Source organism: Burkholderia sp. KBS0801 (assembly GCF_005937855.2).
GTDB classification, from domain to species: Bacteria; Pseudomonadota; Gammaproteobacteria; order Burkholderiales; family Burkholderiaceae; genus Burkholderia; species Burkholderia ambifaria.
Genome location: NZ_CP042179.1, coordinates 673,956 through 693,484 on the forward strand (window position 1 = coordinate 673,956; position 19,529 = coordinate 693,484).

Here is a 19,529-nt window from a genome sequence, read left to right on the forward strand (position 1 = left end):
GTCAGCTCCTGGTGATGACGTGCGCGAAGGGAATCACGTTCGATGCGTTCGCGGCGACCGGCTCGACGCCGCGTACGGCGGCGCGCGCGGCCGCGCGTTGTGTATGGCGCTCGCTGCCGCGCAGCAGCGCGTGCGTCGCCGCGACGACGTCGTCGACGCTCACGCCGAGCAGGCACGGATGCCCCGGCTGGTTGCATGCGCTGCGATAGCAGTTGCGACACGGCACATCGACGTTCAACGCGCGATGCGGCACACGCCACGGCGTGTGCTGTGGGTTGGTCAGTGCGTACAGGTCGACGACCGGCGTGCCGAGCGCGGCCGCGAGATGCACGGGGCCGCTGTTGTTCGACAGCAGCAGGTCGGCCGTCTCGATCAGCGCGCCGAGCTCGCCGAGCGGCAGCGCGCCGGCGAGCGGCACCGCGCGCGGCCCCGCGCGTTCGCACACGGCCTCGACGAGCGGCCGCTCGTCGGCGCTGCCCGTCACCGCGATCCCGTCGAACAGCCGCGCGAGCCGCGCGGCCGCGGCGCCGAAACGCTCCGCCGGCCAGCGCCGCGACGCCGCGCTCGCGCCGGGATGCACGACGAGCCAGCGCGCGCGTGCCGAGCCCGGCCGGCGCGGCCCGCCGATGCGCTCCAGCGCGGCACGCAGGCGTGCGTGCAGCGCGTGGCGCGCCGCGTCGCCGGGCTCGAACGCCATCCGCCAGTCGGACGTCTTCGCGCCGATCGAGCGCACCAGCGCGAGCTGGCGCGCGACCTCGTGGCGCACGAACGATTCCGGCTCGGGTTCCGGCACGCGGTCGGTCAATAGTTCATACGGATTCTCGCGACAATGCGCGAGCCGCAGCGGGATGCCCGCGAGCCAGCACATCATCGCGGCCGGCAGCGGGCTCTGGCTGTACACGGTGAAGATCACGGCCGCGTCGAAGTGGCCGGCCAGCAGCCGGTCGATCATGTCGAGATCGACGACCGGATCGCCGCGCGCGTCCGGATGCTTGACCCAGGGCGCGTCATACGTCCACACGTCGTCGACCATCGGCAGATGCTGCGCGAGCGCGGCGCCGGTGCGCGAAGTCAGCAGCGTGAGCCGGCGGCCGTGGCCGCTCTCCTTCAGCGCGCGCAGCGCGGGCGTCGTCATCAGCACGTCGCCGAGGCTGTCGAGCCGCACGCACAGGATCTGGCGTGCACGATCCCACGCCGCGCTCATCGCCGCACCCACGAGCCGTGACGGCGCACGGCCTCGCGCACGACGATGTCGGCGGCGAGGTCGAGACGGGTGACCACGTGGAGCGGCGTGCGCGTGGCATCGATCCGCCATTCGGTCTCGTTGCCGCAGTCGACCAGGATCGTGCCGCAGCGTGCGGCGCGCCCGGCCTCGACGTCATCGAGGATGTCGCCGATCATCCAGCTCCATTCGGCGACCGCGCCGAGCGTCGCGAGCGCGCGGCGCACCATGCCGGGGCGCGGCTTGCGGCAGATGCAGTCGCAGGTGTAGCGCGGCACGCTGCCCGCCGGGTGATGCGGGCAGTAAAAAAAGTCCGCCAGCACCGCGCCGTTCGCTTCGAACAGTTCGGCGAGACGCTGGCGGACCGCGCCAAGCTCACGTTCGGTAAAGCGGCCGAGCGCGACGCCCGGCTGGTTCGACACGACCGCGATCGGCATGCCGGTCTCGCCGAGCGTGCGCAGCGCGCGCGCCGCGCCCGGCGCGAGTTTCATCCGCGCGGGATCGACGTTGTACGGCACGTTCTCGAGCAGCGTGCCGTCCTTGTCGAGCAGCACGGCGCCCGGCAGCCGCCGTTCGCGCTTCAGGGCCATGACGTCTCCTTCATCGGCAGCACCATCAGCTCCGGCACGACGGTGCCGGGCGGCTGCGTCAGCACGAACCGCACGGCGGCCGCGACGTGCTCCGGCGGCTGCAGCGTGTCCTCGTCGATGTCGGGGAAGCGGTCGAGCAGGAACGGCGTGCGCATTCCGCCCGCGACGATCGCCGACACGCTCACGCCGGCCGGCCGCAACTCCGCATGCAGCGCATGCGACAGCCCGAGCAGCCCCCACTTCGTCGCGTGATACGCGGATGCATTCGGCCAGGCGCGCTTCGATGCCGTCGACGCGATGTTGACGATATGGCCGCTGCCGCGCGCCTTCATCATCGGCACGGCCGCGTGGCACATCAGGTACGGGCCGAACAGGTTTGTCATCATCACCTGCTGCCACGCTGCAACGCTGACGTCGTCGATCGGCGCGGTCACGTCGATCGCCGCGTTGTTGACGATCACGTCGAGATCGCCGAGCGCCTCGCGCGCGTCGTGCACCACCTGCAGCACCGACGCTTCGTCGCGCACGTCGAGCGGCCGTCCGATCGCCTGGCCGCCATGCCGCTCGAGTCGTTGCGCGACGGCCGCCGCGCGGTCGCCGTCGAGATCGGCGACGATCACGTGCGCGCCATGTTGCGCCAGCTCCTCGCAGATGGCCTCGCCGAGGCCGCGGCCGCCGCCCGTCACGAGCGCGGTGCGTCCGGCAAGAGATTGGCGGGCGGGATCGTGAGTCGCGTTCACATGCACCTCCTGTATGCGTCCGAAGAATCGTCAGAATCGTGGCCGTGACACTTGTCGCGACAAGCGTCGGTACAGGGGTACAGCGAGAAGCATGCCCATGCGCGCGCGCCCGTGCCGTGTCGCGGGGCGGCGCGCGGTCGCTGGCCTTTTTATAACGGGCTGTAAAAACGTGCCCGCGCGCCCGGGCTCAGATCGCGAGCGCGTCCGGCGTCGCCTGCGCGCGGTGCTTCGCGAGCGCGCGCAGGCAGTGCGCGATGCAGCCCGCGAACGCCTCGTCGAACCACGGTTGCGCGCCCGACACGCCGACCACGATCCCGTGCTGCGCGACACCGCCCCACAGGTTCGTGTCGCCCGCGCGCAGCCGGTACGGCTCCAGCGCCTGCACGACGTGGCCGTCGCGGCCGGTTTCCCACGACAGTCGCGCCTTCGCGCGTGCGTAGGCGCGATAGTCGGCGTCCCAGTCCTTCGGGTCGGGCAGCGAGAACTCGTAGAGGATGGCGTCCTCGAATGCGGCGTCGCGCGGCCCGAGCGCCGGATCCATGATCACGATGTGCAGACAGCCGCTGTCGCCGACGAAGTCGCTCTGCAACGCGGCCGACAACGTCGGCAGCAGCAGCTCGACGGCCGCGACCGCGGCCTGGCGATCGGCGAACGCGCTACCGCCGCGGCGCTGGGTCAGGGTTTCTGGGGGCGTCGGATTCAGAAGGTTCGGCATGGAGTTCTCCGGAGGAAAACGCGAGCGCGCGCAGCGCCGCGATCAGGTCGTCCGCTGCGGCGGGCTTGGTCAGGTATGCATGGAAACCCGCTTCGACCGCGCGGGTGCGGTCGCGTTCGCGCGCATGGCCGGACAACGCGAGCGCCTCGAGCGGCGCGCGGCCGTCGCGCGGGCGTTCGGCATCGAGCTGGCGGACCCGGCGCATCACCGTGTAGCCGTCTTCCTCGTCGTCGCCGAGGTCGATGTCGCAGACGAGCAGCGCCGGCCAGTCCGCGCGGCGCGCGTGCCACAGTTCGTCGAGCAGCGCCTGTCCGGACGCGAACGCGCGCGCGTCCGCACCGGCAAACTTCAGCAGCGCGGTGAGCGCCTCGCGCGCCTCGTCGTGATCGTCGACGCATGCGATGCGCACGCCGTCGAGCGGTTTCGCCGGCACGGTTGCGCCGGCACCGGCCGCCTGTAGCGATGCCGGCGCCACCGCGCACATCGGTAGCGACAGGTGCAACGTCACGCCGTGGTCGTCGCGCTCGCGCACGACGTAGCCGCCGGCATCCTCAATCGTGTCCTGCAGCCGTTCGAGATCGAGCAGCGACAACTCCGGCGCCTCGACGCCCGCGCACGTGATCGTGATGCGCGCTTCCGGGTCGTGGCGCGCGGTGCGCACCTCGACCTGGCCGCCGCCGCTCGCGTCGATCCCGCCGCGGCACAGCTCCCACACGAAGCGGCGCAGCGCGGCCGGATCGGCCTTCACGACGAGATCCTCGTTCGACAGTTCGCGAAATACCGGCACGCCGCGCCGGGCGGCCGCCTCCGCCAGCGAGTCGAGCACGTGCGCGACGAGCGGATTGATCCGCACCGGCTGCCGCGCGAATTTCGCCTCGGTGCGCTCCAGCTCGCGCTGCTTCGCCTGCAGCGACCACATCTGCGCATACACGCCGTCGCTCGCCAGCAGTTCGTCGTGCCTGCCCTGCTCGACGGGCCGGCCGTGCTCCATCACGAGGATCCGGTCGGCGTCGACGATCGTCGACAGCCGGTGCGCGATGATGAGGCTCGTGCGGTGCCGCGCGACCCGCATCAGTTCCTGCTGGATTGCGCGTTCGGAGCGCGTGTCGAGCGCCGACGTCGCCTCGTCGAACACGACGATCGGCGGCGCCTTCAGCAGCGCGCGCGCGATCGCGACGCGCTGCCGCTCGCCGCCCGACAGCCGCACGCCGCGCTCGCCGACCCGCGTGTCGTACGCATCGGGCAGCCGTTCGATGAACGTGTCGAGCTGCGCGCCGCGCGCGGCCGCGATCACGTCGCCGCGCGTCGCGTCGCGCTTGCCGTACGCGATGTTGTAGGCCAGCGTGTCGTTGAACAGGATCGTGTCCTGCGGAACGATGCCGAGCGCATCGCGCAGGCTGCGCTCGGTCACGAGCCGCAGGTCCTGGCCGTCGATCCGGATCGTGCCGGCGTCGGGCTGGTAGAGCCGGAACAGCAGCCGCGCGAGCGTCGACTTCCCCGAGCCGCTGCCGCCGACCACCGCGACCAACTGCCCGGGCTCGATGCGAAACGATACATCCCACAGAATCTGCCGGCTCGGCTCGTAGCTGAAGTCGACATGCTCGAACTCGATCGCGCCGCCGCGCACCGCGAGCGGCTGCGCGCCCGGCGCGTCGCCGTCCTCGCCCGGCTGGCCGCGCGCATCGAGCAGCCCGAACAGGCGTTCGATATTGGTCATCGCATCGTTCGCCTCGCGGAACACGAAGCCGAGCGCGTTCAGCGGCAGGCTGATCTGGATGATGTATGCGTTGATCAGCACGAGGTCGCCGACCGTCATCGTGCCGCGCGCGACATACTGGCCGGCGAGCAGCATCACCGCAGCGATGCCCGCGCCGATGCATGCGCTCTGCCCGATGTGCAGCGTCGACAGCGCGTACTGGTTCTCGACACCGGCCTCGCGCCAATCGTCGAGCACGCGTTCGAGCCGGCTGCGCTCGACATCCTCGCGCGCGAAGTACTTGACGGTATCGACGTTGAGCAGGCTGTCGACCACGCGCGAGTTCGATTCGGCCTCGAGCGCGTTCACGCGGCGCTGGTAGCGCGTCCGCCGGCGGGTGAACACGGTCGTGTACGCCGCGTAGACGGCGAACGTGACGAGGATGATCGCGGTGAAGCCGCCGCCGTACTTGCTGATCACGATCACCAGCACCGAGCCGATCTCGATCGCGGTCGGCACGATCGTGAACACCGCGACGCCGAGCAGGTACGCGATGCCGGCCGTGCCTTTCTCGAGATCGCGCACGACCATGCCCGTCTCGCGCTGCGAATGAAAGCGCGCGCCGAGCCGGTGCAGGTGGCCGAACGTGCGCACGGTAAACGACGCGACCGTGTGCTGCGTGACCTGCACGAAGGTCATGTCGCGCACTTCGTTCAGCGCGTTCGCCGCGAAGCGCACGACCGCATACGCGAACAGCAGCAGCACCGGCAGCGCGATCGGCTGGCCGGTCGCGCGACCGAACCCGTCGACGATATCCTTCAGCAGCAGCGGCACCGATACGGCCGCCGCCTTCGCGAGCACCAGCAGCACGATCGCGGCGAACACGCGCGTGCGGTAATGGCGGATCGCGCGCCACAGCTCGAGCGCGATGCGCATGCGCAACCCGCGTGTGTCGCGCTCGCGACTGTCGCGGGAATCGCCGTGGCGGTCAGGGCGCGCGCCGTTGCCGCGCGGGTCGCGGCCGTCGCGCGTCAGCTCGTCGGTGCCGGCCGTCATGCGCGCGATGCCTGGGTCCGTGGTCGGGTCGTCCCGAGCATCGGCCGTCAATGGTGCGATTCGCGGTCGCGGCCGGTGCCGCTGCCCGGTTCGGGGTCGCGCACGGCGGGCTGCGTCGGCGTGACGGTGCGTTGGGACGGATGCAGCACCGTGCCCGGTTGGTGTTCGTCATCGTCGCGGCGCACCCGCACGCGGTTCTCGACGTCGCGCACGCACATGCAGCCGTCGGCGATGTCCTCGATGTCGTGCTTCATCCAGCGCGACGGCACGGTTCCGTCCAGTTCGACGCGGCCGTCGCGCACTTGCACGGACACGTCGCTCACGTCGATGTCGAGCGCGTGCGCAAGCCGCTCGCACACGTCCTCGCGAATGCGCTCGTCCGAGCGTGTATAGCCTTTCGGGCCACGGCGCTGGCGCATGGCTTCGCGTTGCGCATCGGTACGGCGCGGATCGCGTGGATCGCGCGGATCATGGTCGCGCTCGCCGCCGTACCCGCCCATCCGGTAATGCTCGCGGAACCCCGGCTGATCGCCACCATACCGGCCTTCGCGACCTTCGCGGCCCTCGCCGCCTTCCATGCGACGACCGCGGTTGCCGTAGCCGCGCTCGGCTTCCCACTCCGGATCGCGCGACCCGCCCGGCGCGTCGCGCCAGTCGCCGACATCGCCCGGACGCCGCTCGGCCGACGTGCGCGCCGAGCGTTCGCTCCATTCGCTGCCCCAGTCTTCCGGGCCGACGTTCTCGCTCGCGAAGCGCCGGTATGCGGATTCATAGTCGGCGTCGTGCCGCCGGGTTTCGTCGCCGCGAAAGTCGCGCTCGCCGCCCCGGTACGCACGTTCGCCGCGTTCCTGCCAGTCGGGCGGCCCGCTGCGTTCGGCTTGCCGTCCCGGATATCGTCGTTGCATCGTGTCCTCCTTGCGCGCCCCAGTGCCGCGCACGGCTCCATGCCGCAGCGCGGCGCGCGTGGTTCGATCGCTTGCAAATCGCGTGCCGCGGTCGCCGGCGGCGATCGACACGTCGAGGCCGGTGGGCGACTCGCCGCGGCTCGTCGGTTTACACCGCGCGCGGCTTCTCCGTGTTCTTGGGCGGTCTCCGGTCGAACGCCAGCAACCGGCGCCGGCTGCCGCCCCTATCTGCAACGCGATTGCAGTTTTTGCGCGGAACGGCTCCGTATCGGGCCCTATGCGCCACCGGTGCCCGGGCCTGTCGGCTCGTCCGGGTCCTCAAGGCCACCGGCCTCGTCGAATCGTTCCGTGCGGTCCGGCTCGATATCCGCGGCGTCCTCGAGCCCCGCATCGCCGTCCGCCGACGCGCGCTCGCCGGTGCCCGCCCGGTCCGTATCGCTGTCGAGCGCCGCGTCGCCGCGCTCCAGCGCGTGCTCGTCGAGCGGCGAATCGATGTCGAACGGATGGCGCCGCGCGCCGGCCGTGTCGCTACCGCTGTCGGACGAGTCGCTCGGGCCCAGCGCGCGGCCATCGCGGCCGCGCGACGCGTTCCCGTCGTCCGGGCCGACCGGCTCGTTATCGGGATTCAGTGTACTGTTCATGTCGATGTCCTCGTGTTCCGCCGGGCCGCAGGACCGTCTGCGTGCCCGATGCGCCCGTGTAGCGCCGGTCGGACCACGACGCAATCGGCATGCCGCGTCTGCGGCGATCGGGCGGCCGGCAGCCGTTTCGGCCGCGTCATCCCACACGCGGCATGCACTATGCGCACCCATTGATCAGGTGAATCGGGTTCCCGTATGCTTTCGAGCGACTCAATCCGGTTCGAATTGCCGCTGCCGGCCCCGCCAGGCGCGGCCGGGTTGGCCCGAAGCCGCCCTCATTTGACCTAGGTTCGATGAACAAAGACGACGCCATTTCCGAATTACCTCCGCCGCTCGGCCCCGCCGATGCACGCGATCTGCTGCATCGCTTCGCCGAGTTCCGCTTCGAAACCGTCGTCGGTGCGATCACCGATTACGCGGTGTTCATGCTCGATCCGCAAGGCAACGTCGCGACCTGGAACGCGGGCGCGGAGCGCATCAAGGGCTATCGCACCACCGAGATCATCGGCCACCATTTCTCGCGCTTCTATCCGCCCGACGCGATCGCCGCGGGCCGGCCCGCGCTCGGGCTCCGCGAAGCGAGCGTGCACGGCCGTTTCGAGGACGAAGGCTGGCGCGTGCGCAAGGACGGTTCGCTGTTCTGGGCCAGCGTGACGATCACGGCCGTGCGCGATCGTGGGGGCCAGCTGGCCGGCTTCATCAAGATCACGCGCGACATGACCGAGCGCAAGCGGCTCGCCGAACTGGAAATGTCGACGCACCGGCTCAGCGTGTTCATCGCGATGCTCGCGCACGAACTGCGCAATCATCTCGCGCCGCTGCGCCACTCCGTCAGCGTGCTGCAAACGCTGCCCGATCCGGCGCCGATGCTCGCGCAATGCCGCGATGCGGTGCACCGTCAGGTCGGACAGCTGACGCGGCTAGTCGACGATCTGCTCGACGTCGGGCGCATCACGGCCGGCAAGGTCGAGCTCGACAACGCGCCGGTGACGGTGCGCGACGTCGTGTGCCGCGGCGTGGAGAGCATCCAGCCGAAACTGGCCGCGCGCCAGCAGCATCTTCGCGTCGAACTTCCGCCAGAGCCGGTGGTGGTGCGTGGCGACGCCGCGCGGCTCGTGCAGGTGCTGCACAACCTGCTCGACAACGCGTCCAAGTTCTCGCCGCCCGGCGCGCGCATCGACGTCGCCGCCGCCCGCGAGGGTGCGACCGTCGCGATTCGCGTGACCGATCATGGCGTCGGCATCGCGGCGGGTTCGCTCGAGACGATCTTCGACCTGTTCGACCAGGACGGCGTGCCGGGCCGGCGCCCGTCCGACGGCTTCGGGCTGGGCCTCGCGATCTGCCGGTCGTTCATCGAACTGCATGGCGGCAGGATCTCCGCCGAAAGCGCGGGCCCTGGCCACGGCGCGACGTTCACGGTACGGTTGCCCGTCGAGCACCACGTGGAAACGGCACGGGCGGAAGCGCCGGCGCCGCGCGCCGGGAAGCCGGCCGCCGCGCCGCTGAACATCGTCGTCGTCGACGACAACCGCGATTCGGCCGACACGCTCGCCGTGCTGCTGCAGCTGAAGGGGCACGTGCCGCGCGTCGCGTACAACGCGAGCGACGCGCTGGCGCTCGCGCGCGAAGCCGTTCCGCACCTGATGCTCATCGACCTGTCGATGCCCGACGTCGACGGCTACACGCTGCTGCACGAACTGCGCGCGATCGACACGCCCGGCCGCATGATCTGTGTCGCGCTGTCCGGTCATGCCAGCTCCTCGGATCTCGCGCGCACGGCGCGCGAGGGCTTCGACGATCACCTCGTGAAACCGGTCGAGATGGCGGTGCTCGACGCGCTGCTGCAGCGTGTCGCGCGCACGGTGCATGGCACGCCATGACCGTGTGCGCGATCGCTCACACCAGCGCTCACGCCTTCACTCGAGCCCTTACGCAGGCCCGCGTGTAGGCCCGCACTCAAGCCATCGCGCGGCACATCGCGGCGCACGCGTCGCACGCCAGCGCGCAGCGCCGGCAATGTTCGTGCAGATGCCGCAGGCATTCGACCGCGCACAGCTCGCATACCTGCGCGCACAGCGCACACACGCGCGGCGCGACCACGCTGCCGCGCGCCATCACGCCCGACGCGAAGCGGCACAGCTGCGCGCATTCGATGTCCAGCGCGATGCAGTCGGCCAGCTTGTGTGCGTCGGGCTCCGCCAGGCACGCGGCCATGCACGCGTCACAGGCGTGCGCGCACGCGTCGCACGCGGCCATGCAGTTGTCGTAGCGAGTATTCGTTTCGCTCATCGCAGTGCTCCTCGTTCCAGTTGGATCGTCATGGCGTCAGCTTCACTTTCATCCAGCCGGGCTCGCGTACGTCGAACGCGCGGTACGCGTCGATCGCGTTCGTCAGCGGCTCCCAGCGCGTGAGCACCGACACAGGGTCGAACGCGCCGCTGCGCACCAGTTCGATCAGGTGCGGCGTGATGGTCCGGTGATTGCAATTGCCCATCTTGATCGTGAGGTTCCGGTTCATCGCCTCGCCGATCGGAAACACGCGCGCCTGCGGCGGATACACGCCGATCACCGCGACCGTGCCGGCCTTCGCGACCGCGCGCACCGCCCATTGCAGCACCTGCGACGGCCCGTCGCCCGGCGTCCAGTAGCGGCCGTCCGGCTTGCGGCGCGGCGCGACGGCGTCGACTTCCGCATCGAATGCGCGCGCCGCGTCGCGATCGGCCGCGGCCGGCCCGTGCGTCGCGCGCATCGCGTCGACGCCCACCGCGTCGATCACGCGATCGACGCCGATCCCGCCGGCCAGGCGCAGTACCGTGTCGACCGGGCAACGATCAGCGCGACTTCACAGCGCCCTGCTGCTCGAGCGCCTCTTCCGCCTTCAGACAGTCGAGATCGCGGCCGATCGTCGCGACCGCGAGCCGCTTGTCGCCGCGCCAGTACGTCACCGAGCCGTCGTGCGCGCGCAGGTCGCCGTCGATCTCGACGCGGTCCCATTGCTCCGCATGTCCCACATAGCGGACAGTCAGATCGTAGTGCTGGCTCCAGAAGAACGGCACCGCGTCGAACGGCCGCTGCTGGCCGAGCATGTTGCGCGCCGCGGCGATGCCCTGCCGCTCCGCGACGACCCAGTGCTCGACGCGAATGCGCTCGCCCGTCAACGGATCGGGCCAGCGGGCGATGTCGCCGGCCGCGTAGATGTCCGGTGCGCTCGTCTGCAGGAAACGGTCGACCGTCACGCCGCGATCGACGGCCAGCCCCGCATCCTGCGCGAGCGTCACGTCCGGACGCACGCCGATGCCGACCACCACGACGTCGGCCGGCAGCACGTCGCCGTTCGACAGCGTCACGCCATCCGGCGTGATCTGCGCGGGCGTCACGCCGAGATGGAACGTCACGCCGTGCGACTCGTGCAGCGCGCGAAGCGTGTCGCCGAGCGCGTCGCCGAGCACGCGCGCCATCGGATGCGCATCGGGCGCGACCACCTGCACGACGAGCCCGCGCGTGCGCAGCGCGGCGGCCGCCTCGAGCCCGATGAAGCTCGCGCCGACCACGACGCAGCGTTGCGCATTCTTCAGCGTGCCAATCAGTGCATCGCAATCGGCGCGCGAGCGCAGCACACGCACGTGCGGCAGATCGGCGCCCGGCACGGTCAGCCGGTTCGGCTCGGCGCCCGTCGCGAGCAGCAGCGCGCCGTAGCCGACGCGGCTGCCGTCCGCGAGTTCGACCGCGTGCCCTGCGGGATCGATCCGCGCGACACGCGTGCCGCAGCGCACGTCGATGCGCTGCTCGGTATAGAACGACGCACCGCGCAGCGGCAGCCAGTCGGCTTCGGCCGTGCCGGCCAGATAATCCTTCGACAGGTTCGGCCGGTCGTACGGCGGCTCGCTGTCCGCGCTCAGCAGCGTGATCGCGTGCGGATAGCCTTCCTGCCGCAGCGTCACGGCCGCCGCGATCGCGGCCGCGCCGCCGCCGACGATCACCACAGATTCGGGCAGCCCGGCCGCTTTCAGCGCGGGCGGCGACGCGGCAGGCTGTGCATCGAGCACGACCGCGCGCCCATCGCGACGCTCGACGCGCCAGCACGTCAGGCCGTCGAGCGCCGGCGCGCGCAGCATTGCGCCGGTGCGCAAACAGAACGCCGCGTGATGCCACGGGCAGCGGATCGTGTCGCCGACGAGCAGCCCGTCGGCCAGCGGCGCGCCGTAGTGCGGGCATTGCCCGGCCACGGCAAACAGTTCGTCGGCGCGGCGCACCAGCAGCACCGTTGCGTCGCCGACCCGGCCTTCGATCATCGCGCCGTCGGCGATGTCGTCGAGCGCGATGCCCTGCGCGAGATCGGGACGTGAAGACGAAGCGTCACTTGCGGACATGGCATGACTCCCGGAATGTGGGGTAACGGTCCCATTATCGGCGTCCTTCCTGAAAAGAACAGGGACGGACGACCCCGCAGCGCATGCAAACGCGGAATGTAGCTCGTATGCGATTCACGACCGGCGTACAACGGCATCCACGTTGCGGCGCAACACGTCGGAAGCGCATGCGCGGGTGCAGCGACGCGCGCAATTCGCATGCCACACCCTTCTTTATCCCGTCACGCGGAGGGACGTAATGGCGATGTGGGCCGTGACCCGCGGTGACTTCGCGCGCGCTACGCCGCCGCGCCGTCAATCCATGCAGGCCGCCGCGAGCTTGCCGACCGTGACGATCGCTCGCTCGATCTCCGGCGACCACGGGCTGCTGTAGTTCAGCCGGATGAAATTGCGGTAAGTGTCCGCGATCGAGAACATGTAGCCGGGCCCGATCGTGATGCCCTGCTCCAGCGCGAGCTGGTACAGGCGCATCGCATCGACCTGCGCCGGCAGCTCGACCCACAGCACGTACCCGCCCGCCGGGCTCGAGATGCGCGTGCCTTCCGGGAAGAACCGCGACACCATCGCGCGCATCAGGTTCGCCTGCTGCGCATACGCCTTGCGAAGCCGCCGCAGGTGATGCTCGTAACCGTCGCGCTCGAGAAACTCGGCGATCGCGAGCTGCGGCAGCGACGGTGTCGCCAGCGTGTTCAGGAACTTCAGCTTCTCGACCTGTTCGCGATAGCGGCCCGGCAACGCCCAGCCGATCCGGTAGGCGGCCGTCAGGCTCTTCGAGAACGATGCGCAATGCAGCACGATCCCGGTGCGGTCGAACGCCTTCAGCGCGCTCGGGTGTGCGTTGCCGAAATACAATTCGTTGTACACGCCGTTCTCGATGATCGGCATGTCGGCTTTCGTTGCGTATTCAACCAGTTCACGCTTGCGCTCGTCGGGCATCTGGAAGCCGAGCGGGTTCTGGAAGTTCGGCATCACCATGCACGCGGCGATCGGCTGCGACTTTGCAATGGCCGCCAGCGCCGCGATGTCGATCCCGTATTCCGGGTGCGTCGCAACCTCGATCGCCTTCATCCCCATCCGCTCGATCGCGTGCAGCATCGCGTAGAACGTCGGCGACTCCACCGCGATCGTGTCGCCCGGTTTCGCGACTGCCTGCAGGCACAGATTGATCGCCTCCGTCGCGCCGACCGTCACGATGATCTCGTTCGGATCGACCGACATCCCGTTTTCCAGATAGCGTCGCGCGATTTGCCGGATCAGCCGCGGATGGCCGGGCGGCAGCCCGTCCGTCACGCCCCACAGCGACTTGTCGCGGCCGGCGGCATACGCATAGCGGTTCAGCTTCTCGAACGGAAACAGGCTCGGGTCCGGATACGGCGAACCGAGCGGCACCGCGTCGTCGGTGCCGATCGCGCGCAGTGTCGACAGCACGAGCCGGCTCATGTCGACCGACGACGAGATCGCGATCGGCTTCGACGGCCGCAGCTCGCGCACCGGCGCGTGGTTGTCGTCGCGGCGCAGGTTCACGAAGTAGCCGGATTGCGGCCGGCTTTCCAGCAACCCGCGGCTTTCGAGCAGCAGATATGCATGCAGCACGGTCGTGATGCTGATCCGATGCTGCTGGCTCGCCTGCCGCACCGACGGCACACGATCGCCATGTCGATACACGCGTTGCCGGATGAGCCTCTCTATGTCGTTCGCGAATTTCTCGTAGAGCTTCATCCGCCTCGCCCCGCCAGCGGTGAACCGGCCCGCGACGCGTGTGCGCGCGTGCCGCGCCGATGCGCGAAGCCGGATAGCCGTGCCCGCTGGCGGGCGTCCTGGTGCGAGCGTCGGCCGTTACCGAAATTGAAGGCGGGTAGCAATGCGAAATCCATCATGACGAGGATCGGCATCCTACTGCGTCAATTCGGCGAATGTAAGTGACAGTTTGGCGGCCAAACGTCAAATCGCGCGGGTGTGGTGAACAGATGGGAAGACCGTGGCACGCAGCCGCGTGTCGTGTGATCGATACCGCCGCGCACATGCGGTCGTGACGCGAAACGGCGCGGCACGATTCCAATGGCGATGCGCGCTCGACCGGGACATCGTGCGCACCGACGCTCGGTATTGCTGATCGTCCAGGTCCCGCGCACGCGCCGGTTCGTGCGTCACGATGCGCGGTGTCGCTCGAACGCGCAGGTGCCGTCGACGCGATCCGCGCTGGGCCGAACGCAGGCCTTCATGCGGTTCTAACGCCGCAAGCCGCGCCTAGCCGATAACGTGCCGCACGACCTTCCCGCCGAATCCCGTCACGATGTTGTCGACCGAAAACGGCGTCGCCTCGTCCGCCTCGACGATGACCGCGACGCTGCCCGGTGCGAGCCGCGTCGCGACCGATTCGACGAACTGCCCGTCGAGCAGCGCATTGCCGGCTGCGTCCGCGACGATGCCGGCCCCCGCGCCGGCCGCCATGCCGGCGATCGCGCCGAGCGGCCCGGCGAGCATCCCAAGCAGCCCGCCCGCGATCGCGCCGATCACGCCGCCCTTGAACGGCCGCGACTCGGCGTCGAGCACGGCGAGCTTGCCGTTCGCATCCTTTTCGACGACGACGCCGTTGTCGACGTGAAATCCTTCATGTTTCTCCGACAGCGCCTCGAAATCGTTCGCGGCCTGACGGGCCGTCTCGACGCTGCCGAACACGGCGACGATCAGTTGCTTGGTCATGCGACACCTCCCGGGTTGATGAGCGACGCGAACGCCGTCAGTCGACGGCCATCCGCGGATGGGTCGGACCGGCCGCGCATTGCGTGCCCGGATCCGCGGGTGCGATACGCGCGCCTGCCGCTGCATCGCGAACACGCGCGGCACGAGCGGCGCGGGCCGCACGTTACCGGCGCGTATGCGCGTCCTCCTCGACATCGTCGACTTCCGCCGGAAAGCGATGCTGGCCGAAGCTCAGGATCAGCACGCCCACCGCGAGCAGCACGATCCCGAACGTGGTCATCAGCATCCGCTCCGGGCCGTCGGTCGCGCCGCGCAGGATCAGGTCGCGCGCGAGCGACGTCATCGCGATGAACAACGGAAAGCGCACCGGCAGCCGGCCGAGCCGCAGATAGCGCACGTTCATCGCGAGCACCTCCAGATACAGGAACATCAGCAGCAGGTCGGTGAGCGACACCTCGCCCGCGAGCACGACCTTCCACGCTTCCTGCGTCATCGCGAACGCGGTCGCCAGACCGATCACGATCAGGCCGGCCAGCTCGGCCGCATGGAGGAAGTGGCCGAAGCGGCGGCGGATGCGCTCGGCGGCCGTATCGGCGGAGGCAGTGGACGTGTTCAACGCGATGACCCCTGCAACGAAGCAGGTGCGGTGCCCGACGCTCCATCGACGCCGTGCTCGACCCCCGCGACAAAATTTCGCATCGCTTCCAGCAGGTTCGTCATGGTGATCCTCGTCGGCAGGTGGAGCGAACCAATCTACTGCACGCGTCGCGCCCGCTCAAGAGCACAGCGGCGCGCGCTTCAGGAGTACAGCTGCACGCATGCGTTGCAAAATCGAACGCCGATCAACCGATTCGAATGACAGATCGTCGATACGTGTTCCAAAGACCCGCCGAAGCTGCTAGATTGCAGGCTCGACGACGTTACGCGGTGCGGCGAGGTCACGCGCCGGGCGAACGCGCGGCCATCCTGCCTGCCTTCCCTTTCGCGCCCGGACGGCAGGCCGCCGCCGCTGCGGCCCGTTGCGCGATGCCCGCGCAGCGTCCTTCATCCGCATGTCACAAAGAGAACAGTCGCATGACACAGTCCACCCGCTCGTCTTCGCGCGCCGCGGCAGCCGCGGCCCGTCCGTCCCGACATGACTGACCGGCAGGCCGCGATGCAAACCCGTCCCCCGCTTTCCCAGGCCGTTCACGAGCCGATCACGCGCAGCGCGATCTTCCTCGTCGCAACCGTCAACCCCGGCGCCGAGCACGCCGACACGATCCGCGCGTGGTGCGGCGACATCGCCGCGCTCGTGCGCTCGGTCGGCAAGCGCGTGCCGGGCGGCAACCTGTCCTGCGTATGCGGCTTCGGCTCCGACGCGTGGGACGCGCTGTTCGGCGATCCGCGTCCCGCGTCGCTGCATCCGTTCCGCGAATTCGGCGCCGGCCAGCGCGTCGCGATCGCGACGCCGGGCGACATCCTGCTGCACATTCGCGCCGACGCGATGGACCTGTGCTTCGAGCTCGCGACCCAGTTGCTCGCCGCGCTCGGCGACGCGGTCACGGTCGTCGACGAGGTGCACGGCTTTCGCAACTTCGACCAACGCGCGATGATCGGCTTCGTCGACGGCACCGAGAACCCGGAAGGCCGCGACGCGGTCGACTTCACGGTGATCGGCGACGAGGACGCCGAATTCGCGGGCGGCAGCTACGTGCTCGTGCAGAAGTACCTGCACGACATGGCCGGCTGGAACGCGCTCTCGGTCGAGACGCAGGAGCGCATCATCGGCCGCACCAAGCTGTCCGACATCGAGCTCGCGCCGGACGTGAAGCCGTCGTGCTCGCATAGCTCGCTGACCACGCTCGACGAAAACGGCCAGGAAGTGAAGATCCTGCGCGACAACATGCCGTTCGGGCGCCCCGGTTCCGGCGAATTCGGCACCTATTTCATCGGCTACGCGCGTTCGCCGGCGCCGATCGAGCAGATGCTCGAGAACATGTTCGTCGGCCGCCCGCCCGGCAACTACGACCGGCTGCTCGACTTCAGCCGCGCGGTCACCGGCTCGCTGTTCTTCGTGCCGTCGGCCGACCTGCTCGAAGCGCTCGCCGATCGCGCCGCACCGGCCGACACCGACGCCGCGCAGCCCGCACCCGCATCGCCCGAGCCGCGTCGTGACGGCTCGCTGAACATCGGATCGCTGAAAGGAGCCAAAGCCTATGAATAACCTGCACCGCGAACTCGCGCCGATCGCCTCGTCCGCGTGGGCGCAGATCGAGGAAGAAGTCGCCCGCACCTTCAAGCGCTCGGTGGCCGGGCGCCGCGTGGTCGACGTCGAAGGGCCGGCCGGCCCCGGGCTGTCGGCCGTCGGCACCGGGCATCTGCGCGACGTCACCGCGCCGCGCGAGCAGGTGAGCGCGCGGCTGCGCGAGGTCCGCAACGTCGTCGAGCTGACGGTGCCGTTCGAGCTGAGCCGCGATGCGATCGACAGCGTCGAGCGCGGCGCGCGCGACGCCGACTGGCAGCCGGCGAAGGACGCCGCGCAGCGCCTGGCATTCGCGGAAGACGGCGCGATCTTCGACGGCTATCTGGCCGCGGACATCGTCGGCATCCGCGAAGGCACGTCGAACCGCAAGCTCACGCTGCCGACCGACGTGAGCGCGTACCCGGACGCGATCAGCGACGCGCTGGAAGCGCTGCGGCTCGCGGGTGTCGATGGCCCGTACACGGTCGTGCTCGGCTCGGACGCCTACACGGCGCTCAGCGAAGCGCGCGACCAGGGCTATCCGGTGCTCGGCCACATCAAGCGCATCGTCAGCGGCGAGATCGTGTGGGCGCCGGCGATCAGCGGCGGTTGCGTGCTGTCCACCCGCGGCGGCGACTACGAGCTGCACCTCGGCGAAGATGTGTCGATCGGCTATACGAGCCATACCGACAAGGTCGTCCGCCTGTACCTGCGCGAAACGTTCACGTTCCTGATGCTGACGAGCGAGGCATCGGTGGCCGTGGCGCCGCAGGCCAGCACGGCGGCCTGACGGCCTGCCCGCGCGCGATGCCCGCCGGGCGTCGCGCACCCCGGCCGCGTTGCCCGCCGCACGTTCGTCGCCGGCTGAACCCTCCTGCATGGAGAATGAAATGAACGCGTCCCACCCACGCACGTGAGAGCAAGAGAGGGGTGGATCCTCACGGGCCAACGGCATCGATGTGCCCAGGTGGAAAATGCACGCATTTCCCGGCAACCGGAGGATCCACGATGAACAGTATGGCCGTGGGCGTCGATATCGCCAAGAACGTGTTCCAGGTGCATTACGTTGATCAGGCAAGCGGCGAGATCGTGAACAAGGCGATCAAGCGTGCGAAGTTTCTGGAGCACTTCGCCAATCGTGAGCGGTGCGTAATTGGGATGGAGGCGTGTGGCGGTGCGCACCACTGGGCGCGAGCGCTGAAGCGGATGGGTCACGAGGTTAGGCTGATGCCGGCGGAGTTCGTGAAGGCATTCAATATCCGCAACAAGAACGATGCGGCAGACGCGCGAGCGATCTGGCTGGCGGTACAGCAGCCGGGCAAGCCGATAGCGGTGAAGACGGAAATGCAGCAGGCGATGTTGGCGCTGCACCGGATGCGGGAGCAGTTGGTGAAGTTCCGCACGATGCAGATCAACGGGCTGCGTGGACTGCTGACGGAATACGGCGAGGTGATGAGCCGCGGCCGGGCGGCACTGGACAAGGAGATACCGGCGGCGCTTGGCCGGATCGCGGAGCGTCTGCCAGCGGCACTGATCGATACGTTGCGCGAACAGTGGAATGGGTTGGCGCGACTTGACGAACAGATTGCCGAGATCGAGCGACGCATGCGCGATTGGAAGAAGGAAGACCGAGCAGTGCAAGCAATCAGTGAGATTCCTGGCGTGGGGTTGCTGACGGCGACCGCGGCAGTGGCCATGATGGGCGATCCGAAAGGGTTCAGATCAGGACGGGAATTTGCGGCGTGGGCGGGTTTGGTGCCCAAGCAGACAGGCTCTGGCGGCAAGGTGAACCTGCACGGAATCAGCAAGAGAGGCGACACGTATCTGCGCACGTTGCTGATTCACGGCGCGCGCAGCGTACTCACCCACGCGAAGGAGCCGGGGCCGTGGGTCGAGCAGATCAAGAAGCGACGACCAACGAATGTCGTGATCATCGCGTTGGCCAACAAGATGGCGCGGACGATCTGGGCGGTACTCGCTCATGAGCGAGCGTATCGGAAGGACTACGTCAGCATGAAACCAGCCTGATCGGTTCATGCGAGGTAGAAGATCAACATTTACAGGGTGAACGTCGAAAGGTTGCGCAGCAATCGAGTGTAATGACGAGCCAGGTAGGACCTGGGCCCGCCAAGCCTGAATGTCACCAAGAGCTTTGAGCTCGTTAGGAGAATGAGGCGCGGGCCAGCGGATTTCATAGGGGCCCGCAGCGGCAGTATCGACTGCATCAAGGCCGGATATAGAGCTGCAGCCATCCTGTCTGTCGGAACACACGAGAACTGTTGCAAACGGGACGCGTTCATATAGCGTGACATGAGCGATTCGAATCAAGCATGGCAGTCCCTGCAAGCATCGGTCGACAGCCTGAAGCACCGTCGACGTGAACGCGAGCCGCCAGACCAGCGACACCGCCGTCCTGTTCACCGTGGTGTCGCTGATGCTGGCCGAACTGCCGCCCGACACCCGCAACCTGATCGAGGATTCGTTCTCCGTGTGGGCCAATGGTCTGCAGGATGCGGCACTGTCGACCGACGTGAAGCAGATTGCGCGGCAGCGCCTCGCGATGAAACTCTCCGACTGACGCCGGTTCGCCGCGGTTGCGCCTGATCCGGCCCGCACCGTGCAACCCGCCCGCTTCGCCATCGACCCCGCGCCACGCACCGGTCGGCG

Annotated in this window: 16 protein-coding genes and 2 pseudogenes; 5 read left to right on the forward strand and 13 right to left on the reverse strand. The window is 69.0% G+C overall.

Annotated elements, in window-relative coordinates; genetic code table 11:
- Position 1: 1 nt before the first annotated feature.
- The 7 genes from FFI87_RS32620 to FFI87_RS32650 all read right to left on the reverse strand — a co-directional run bounded on the left by FFI87_RS32620 (position 2) and on the right by FFI87_RS32650 (position 7,565).
- On the reverse strand, positions 2-1,204 hold the full coding sequence (locus FFI87_RS32620) for a glycosyltransferase family 9 protein (RefSeq protein WP_138850543.1): 1,203 nt from the start codon (positions 1,202-1,204) through the stop codon (positions 2-4).
- The gene (locus tag FFI87_RS32625; protein WP_138850544.1) at positions 1,201-1,812 is read right to left on the reverse strand and encodes a D-glycero-alpha-D-manno-heptose-1,7-bisphosphate 7-phosphatase; all 612 of its coding nucleotides are present in this window, start codon (positions 1,810-1,812) and stop codon (positions 1,201-1,203) included. Before FFI87_RS32625 ends, FFI87_RS32620 begins: the two co-directional genes overlap by 4 nt.
- Positions 1,803-2,552: an SDR family oxidoreductase gene (locus FFI87_RS32630; RefSeq protein WP_138850545.1), complete on the reverse strand. Its 750-nt coding sequence runs from the start codon at positions 2,550-2,552 to the stop codon at positions 1,803-1,805. The genes FFI87_RS32625 and FFI87_RS32630 overlap by 10 nt, the downstream gene beginning before the upstream one ends.
- A gap of 187 nt (positions 2,553-2,739) precedes the next feature.
- Positions 2,740-3,267, reverse strand: coding sequence for a hypothetical protein (locus FFI87_RS32635; protein ID WP_105787588.1), 528 nt, complete (start codon positions 3,265-3,267; stop codon positions 2,740-2,742).
- Complete coding sequence (locus FFI87_RS32640) at positions 3,209-6,019, reverse strand: ABC transporter transmembrane domain-containing protein (protein ID WP_409995125.1); 2,811 nt, start codon at positions 6,017-6,019, stop codon at positions 3,209-3,211. The genes FFI87_RS32635 and FFI87_RS32640 overlap by 59 nt, the downstream gene beginning before the upstream one ends.
- 47 nt (positions 6,020-6,066) lie before the next feature.
- Positions 6,067-6,924, reverse strand: a complete 858-nt coding sequence (locus FFI87_RS32645; protein ID WP_138850546.1) for a BON domain-containing protein — start codon at positions 6,922-6,924, stop codon at positions 6,067-6,069.
- A 275-nt stretch (positions 6,925-7,199) separates the two neighbouring features.
- Entirely contained in the window at positions 7,200-7,565 is a 366-nt protein-coding gene (locus FFI87_RS32650) for a chemotaxis protein (protein ID WP_138850547.1), read from the reverse strand.
- A gap of 293 nt (positions 7,566-7,858) precedes the next feature.
- Between FFI87_RS32650 and FFI87_RS32655 the strand changes: the two genes are divergently transcribed.
- Positions 7,859-9,445, forward strand: coding sequence for an ATP-binding protein (locus FFI87_RS32655; RefSeq protein ID WP_138850548.1), 1,587 nt, complete (start codon positions 7,859-7,861; stop codon positions 9,443-9,445).
- A gap of 76 nt (positions 9,446-9,521) precedes the next feature.
- Here the strand turns inward: FFI87_RS32655 and FFI87_RS32660 are convergent, their stop codons facing one another.
- The 6 genes and pseudogenes from FFI87_RS32660 to FFI87_RS32685 all read right to left on the reverse strand — a co-directional run bounded on the left by FFI87_RS32660 (position 9,522) and on the right by FFI87_RS32685 (position 15,254).
- Positions 9,522-9,854, reverse strand: coding sequence for a ferredoxin (locus FFI87_RS32660; protein WP_006755198.1), 333 nt, complete (start codon positions 9,852-9,854; stop codon positions 9,522-9,524).
- Between the two features lie 28 nt (positions 9,855-9,882).
- Positions 9,883-10,389 (reverse strand): annotated as a pseudogene (locus FFI87_RS32665) (glutathione-dependent formaldehyde dehydrogenase); the annotation flags it as partial.
- 7 nt (positions 10,390-10,396) lie between these two features.
- On the reverse strand, positions 10,397-11,935 hold the full coding sequence (locus FFI87_RS32670) for an FAD-dependent oxidoreductase (protein WP_138850549.1): 1,539 nt from the start codon (positions 11,933-11,935) through the stop codon (positions 10,397-10,399).
- A 294-nt stretch (positions 11,936-12,229) separates the two neighbouring features.
- The gene (locus tag FFI87_RS32675) at positions 12,230-13,654 is read right to left on the reverse strand and encodes a PLP-dependent aminotransferase family protein (RefSeq protein WP_138850550.1); all 1,425 of its coding nucleotides are present in this window, start codon (positions 13,652-13,654) and stop codon (positions 12,230-12,232) included.
- A 528-nt stretch (positions 13,655-14,182) separates the two neighbouring features.
- On the reverse strand, positions 14,183-14,638 hold the full coding sequence (locus FFI87_RS32680; protein ID WP_138850551.1) for a DUF1269 domain-containing protein: 456 nt from the start codon (positions 14,636-14,638) through the stop codon (positions 14,183-14,185).
- Between the two features lie 163 nt (positions 14,639-14,801).
- A complete protein-coding gene (locus FFI87_RS32685; RefSeq protein WP_006755571.1) occupies positions 14,802-15,254 on the reverse strand; it encodes a phosphate-starvation-inducible protein PsiE in 453 nt (150 codons plus the stop codon).
- 519 nt (positions 15,255-15,773) lie between these two features.
- On the opposite strand from FFI87_RS32685, the gene FFI87_RS32695 reads away from it, so the two are divergent.
- The 4 genes and pseudogenes from FFI87_RS32695 to FFI87_RS32710 all read left to right on the forward strand — a co-directional run bounded on the left by FFI87_RS32695 (position 15,774) and on the right by FFI87_RS32710 (position 19,440).
- Positions 15,774-16,844, forward strand: coding sequence for a Dyp-type peroxidase (locus FFI87_RS32695; RefSeq protein ID WP_138850552.1), 1,071 nt, complete (start codon positions 15,774-15,776; stop codon positions 16,842-16,844).
- Positions 16,837-17,652 carry a family 1 encapsulin nanocompartment shell protein gene (locus tag FFI87_RS32700; RefSeq protein ID WP_012372716.1) on the forward strand — a complete coding sequence of 272 codons (816 nt, stop codon included), beginning with the start codon at positions 16,837-16,839 and terminating at the stop codon, positions 17,650-17,652. Before FFI87_RS32695 ends, FFI87_RS32700 begins: the two co-directional genes overlap by 8 nt.
- 218 nt (positions 17,653-17,870) lie before the next feature.
- On the forward strand, positions 17,871-18,890 hold the full coding sequence (locus FFI87_RS32705; RefSeq protein WP_138847487.1) for an IS110 family transposase: 1,020 nt from the start codon (positions 17,871-17,873) through the stop codon (positions 18,888-18,890).
- 282 nt (positions 18,891-19,172) lie between these two features.
- Positions 19,173-19,440 (forward strand): annotated as a pseudogene (locus FFI87_RS32710) (hypothetical protein).
- The last annotated feature ends 89 nt before the right edge of the window (positions 19,441-19,529 follow it).

Excerpts from the sequence above, each read along its gene's own strand:
- FFI87_RS32635 (WP_105787588.1), bottom strand. The coding sequence starts at position 3,267 with ATGCCGAACCTTCTGAATCCGACGCCCCCAGAAACCCTGACCCAGCGC.
- FFI87_RS32695 (WP_138850552.1), top strand. The coding sequence starts at position 15,774 with ATGACTGACCGGCAGGCCGCGATGCAAACCCGTCCCCCGCTTTCCCAG.
- FFI87_RS32660 (WP_006755198.1), bottom strand. The coding sequence starts at position 9,854 with ATGAGCGAAACGAATACTCGCTACGACAACTGCATGGCCGCGTGCGAC.
- FFI87_RS32705 (WP_138847487.1), top strand. The coding sequence starts at position 17,871 with ATGAACAGTATGGCCGTGGGCGTCGATATCGCCAAGAACGTGTTCCAG.
- FFI87_RS32675 (WP_138850550.1), bottom strand. The coding sequence starts at position 13,654 with ATGAAGCTCTACGAGAAATTCGCGAACGACATAGAGAGGCTCATCCGG.
- FFI87_RS32645 (WP_138850546.1), bottom strand. The coding sequence starts at position 6,924 with ATGCAACGACGATATCCGGGACGGCAAGCCGAACGCAGCGGGCCGCCC.
- FFI87_RS32625 (WP_138850544.1), bottom strand. The coding sequence starts at position 1,812 with ATGGCCCTGAAGCGCGAACGGCGGCTGCCGGGCGCCGTGCTGCTCGAC.
- FFI87_RS32670 (WP_138850549.1), bottom strand. The coding sequence starts at position 11,935 with ATGTCCGCAAGTGACGCTTCGTCTTCACGTCCCGATCTCGCGCAGGGC.
- FFI87_RS32640 (WP_409995125.1), bottom strand. The coding sequence starts at position 6,019 with ATGACGGCCGGCACCGACGAGCTGACGCGCGACGGCCGCGACCCGCGC.
- FFI87_RS32650 (WP_138850547.1), bottom strand. The coding sequence starts at position 7,565 with ATGAACAGTACACTGAATCCCGATAACGAGCCGGTCGGCCCGGACGAC.
- FFI87_RS32655 (WP_138850548.1), top strand. The coding sequence starts at position 7,859 with ATGAACAAAGACGACGCCATTTCCGAATTACCTCCGCCGCTCGGCCCC.
- FFI87_RS32700 (WP_012372716.1), top strand. The coding sequence starts at position 16,837 with ATGAATAACCTGCACCGCGAACTCGCGCCGATCGCCTCGTCCGCGTGG.
- FFI87_RS32620 (WP_138850543.1), bottom strand. The coding sequence starts at position 1,204 with ATGAGCGCGGCGTGGGATCGTGCACGCCAGATCCTGTGCGTGCGGCTC.
- FFI87_RS32680 (WP_138850551.1), bottom strand. The coding sequence starts at position 14,638 with ATGACCAAGCAACTGATCGTCGCCGTGTTCGGCAGCGTCGAGACGGCC.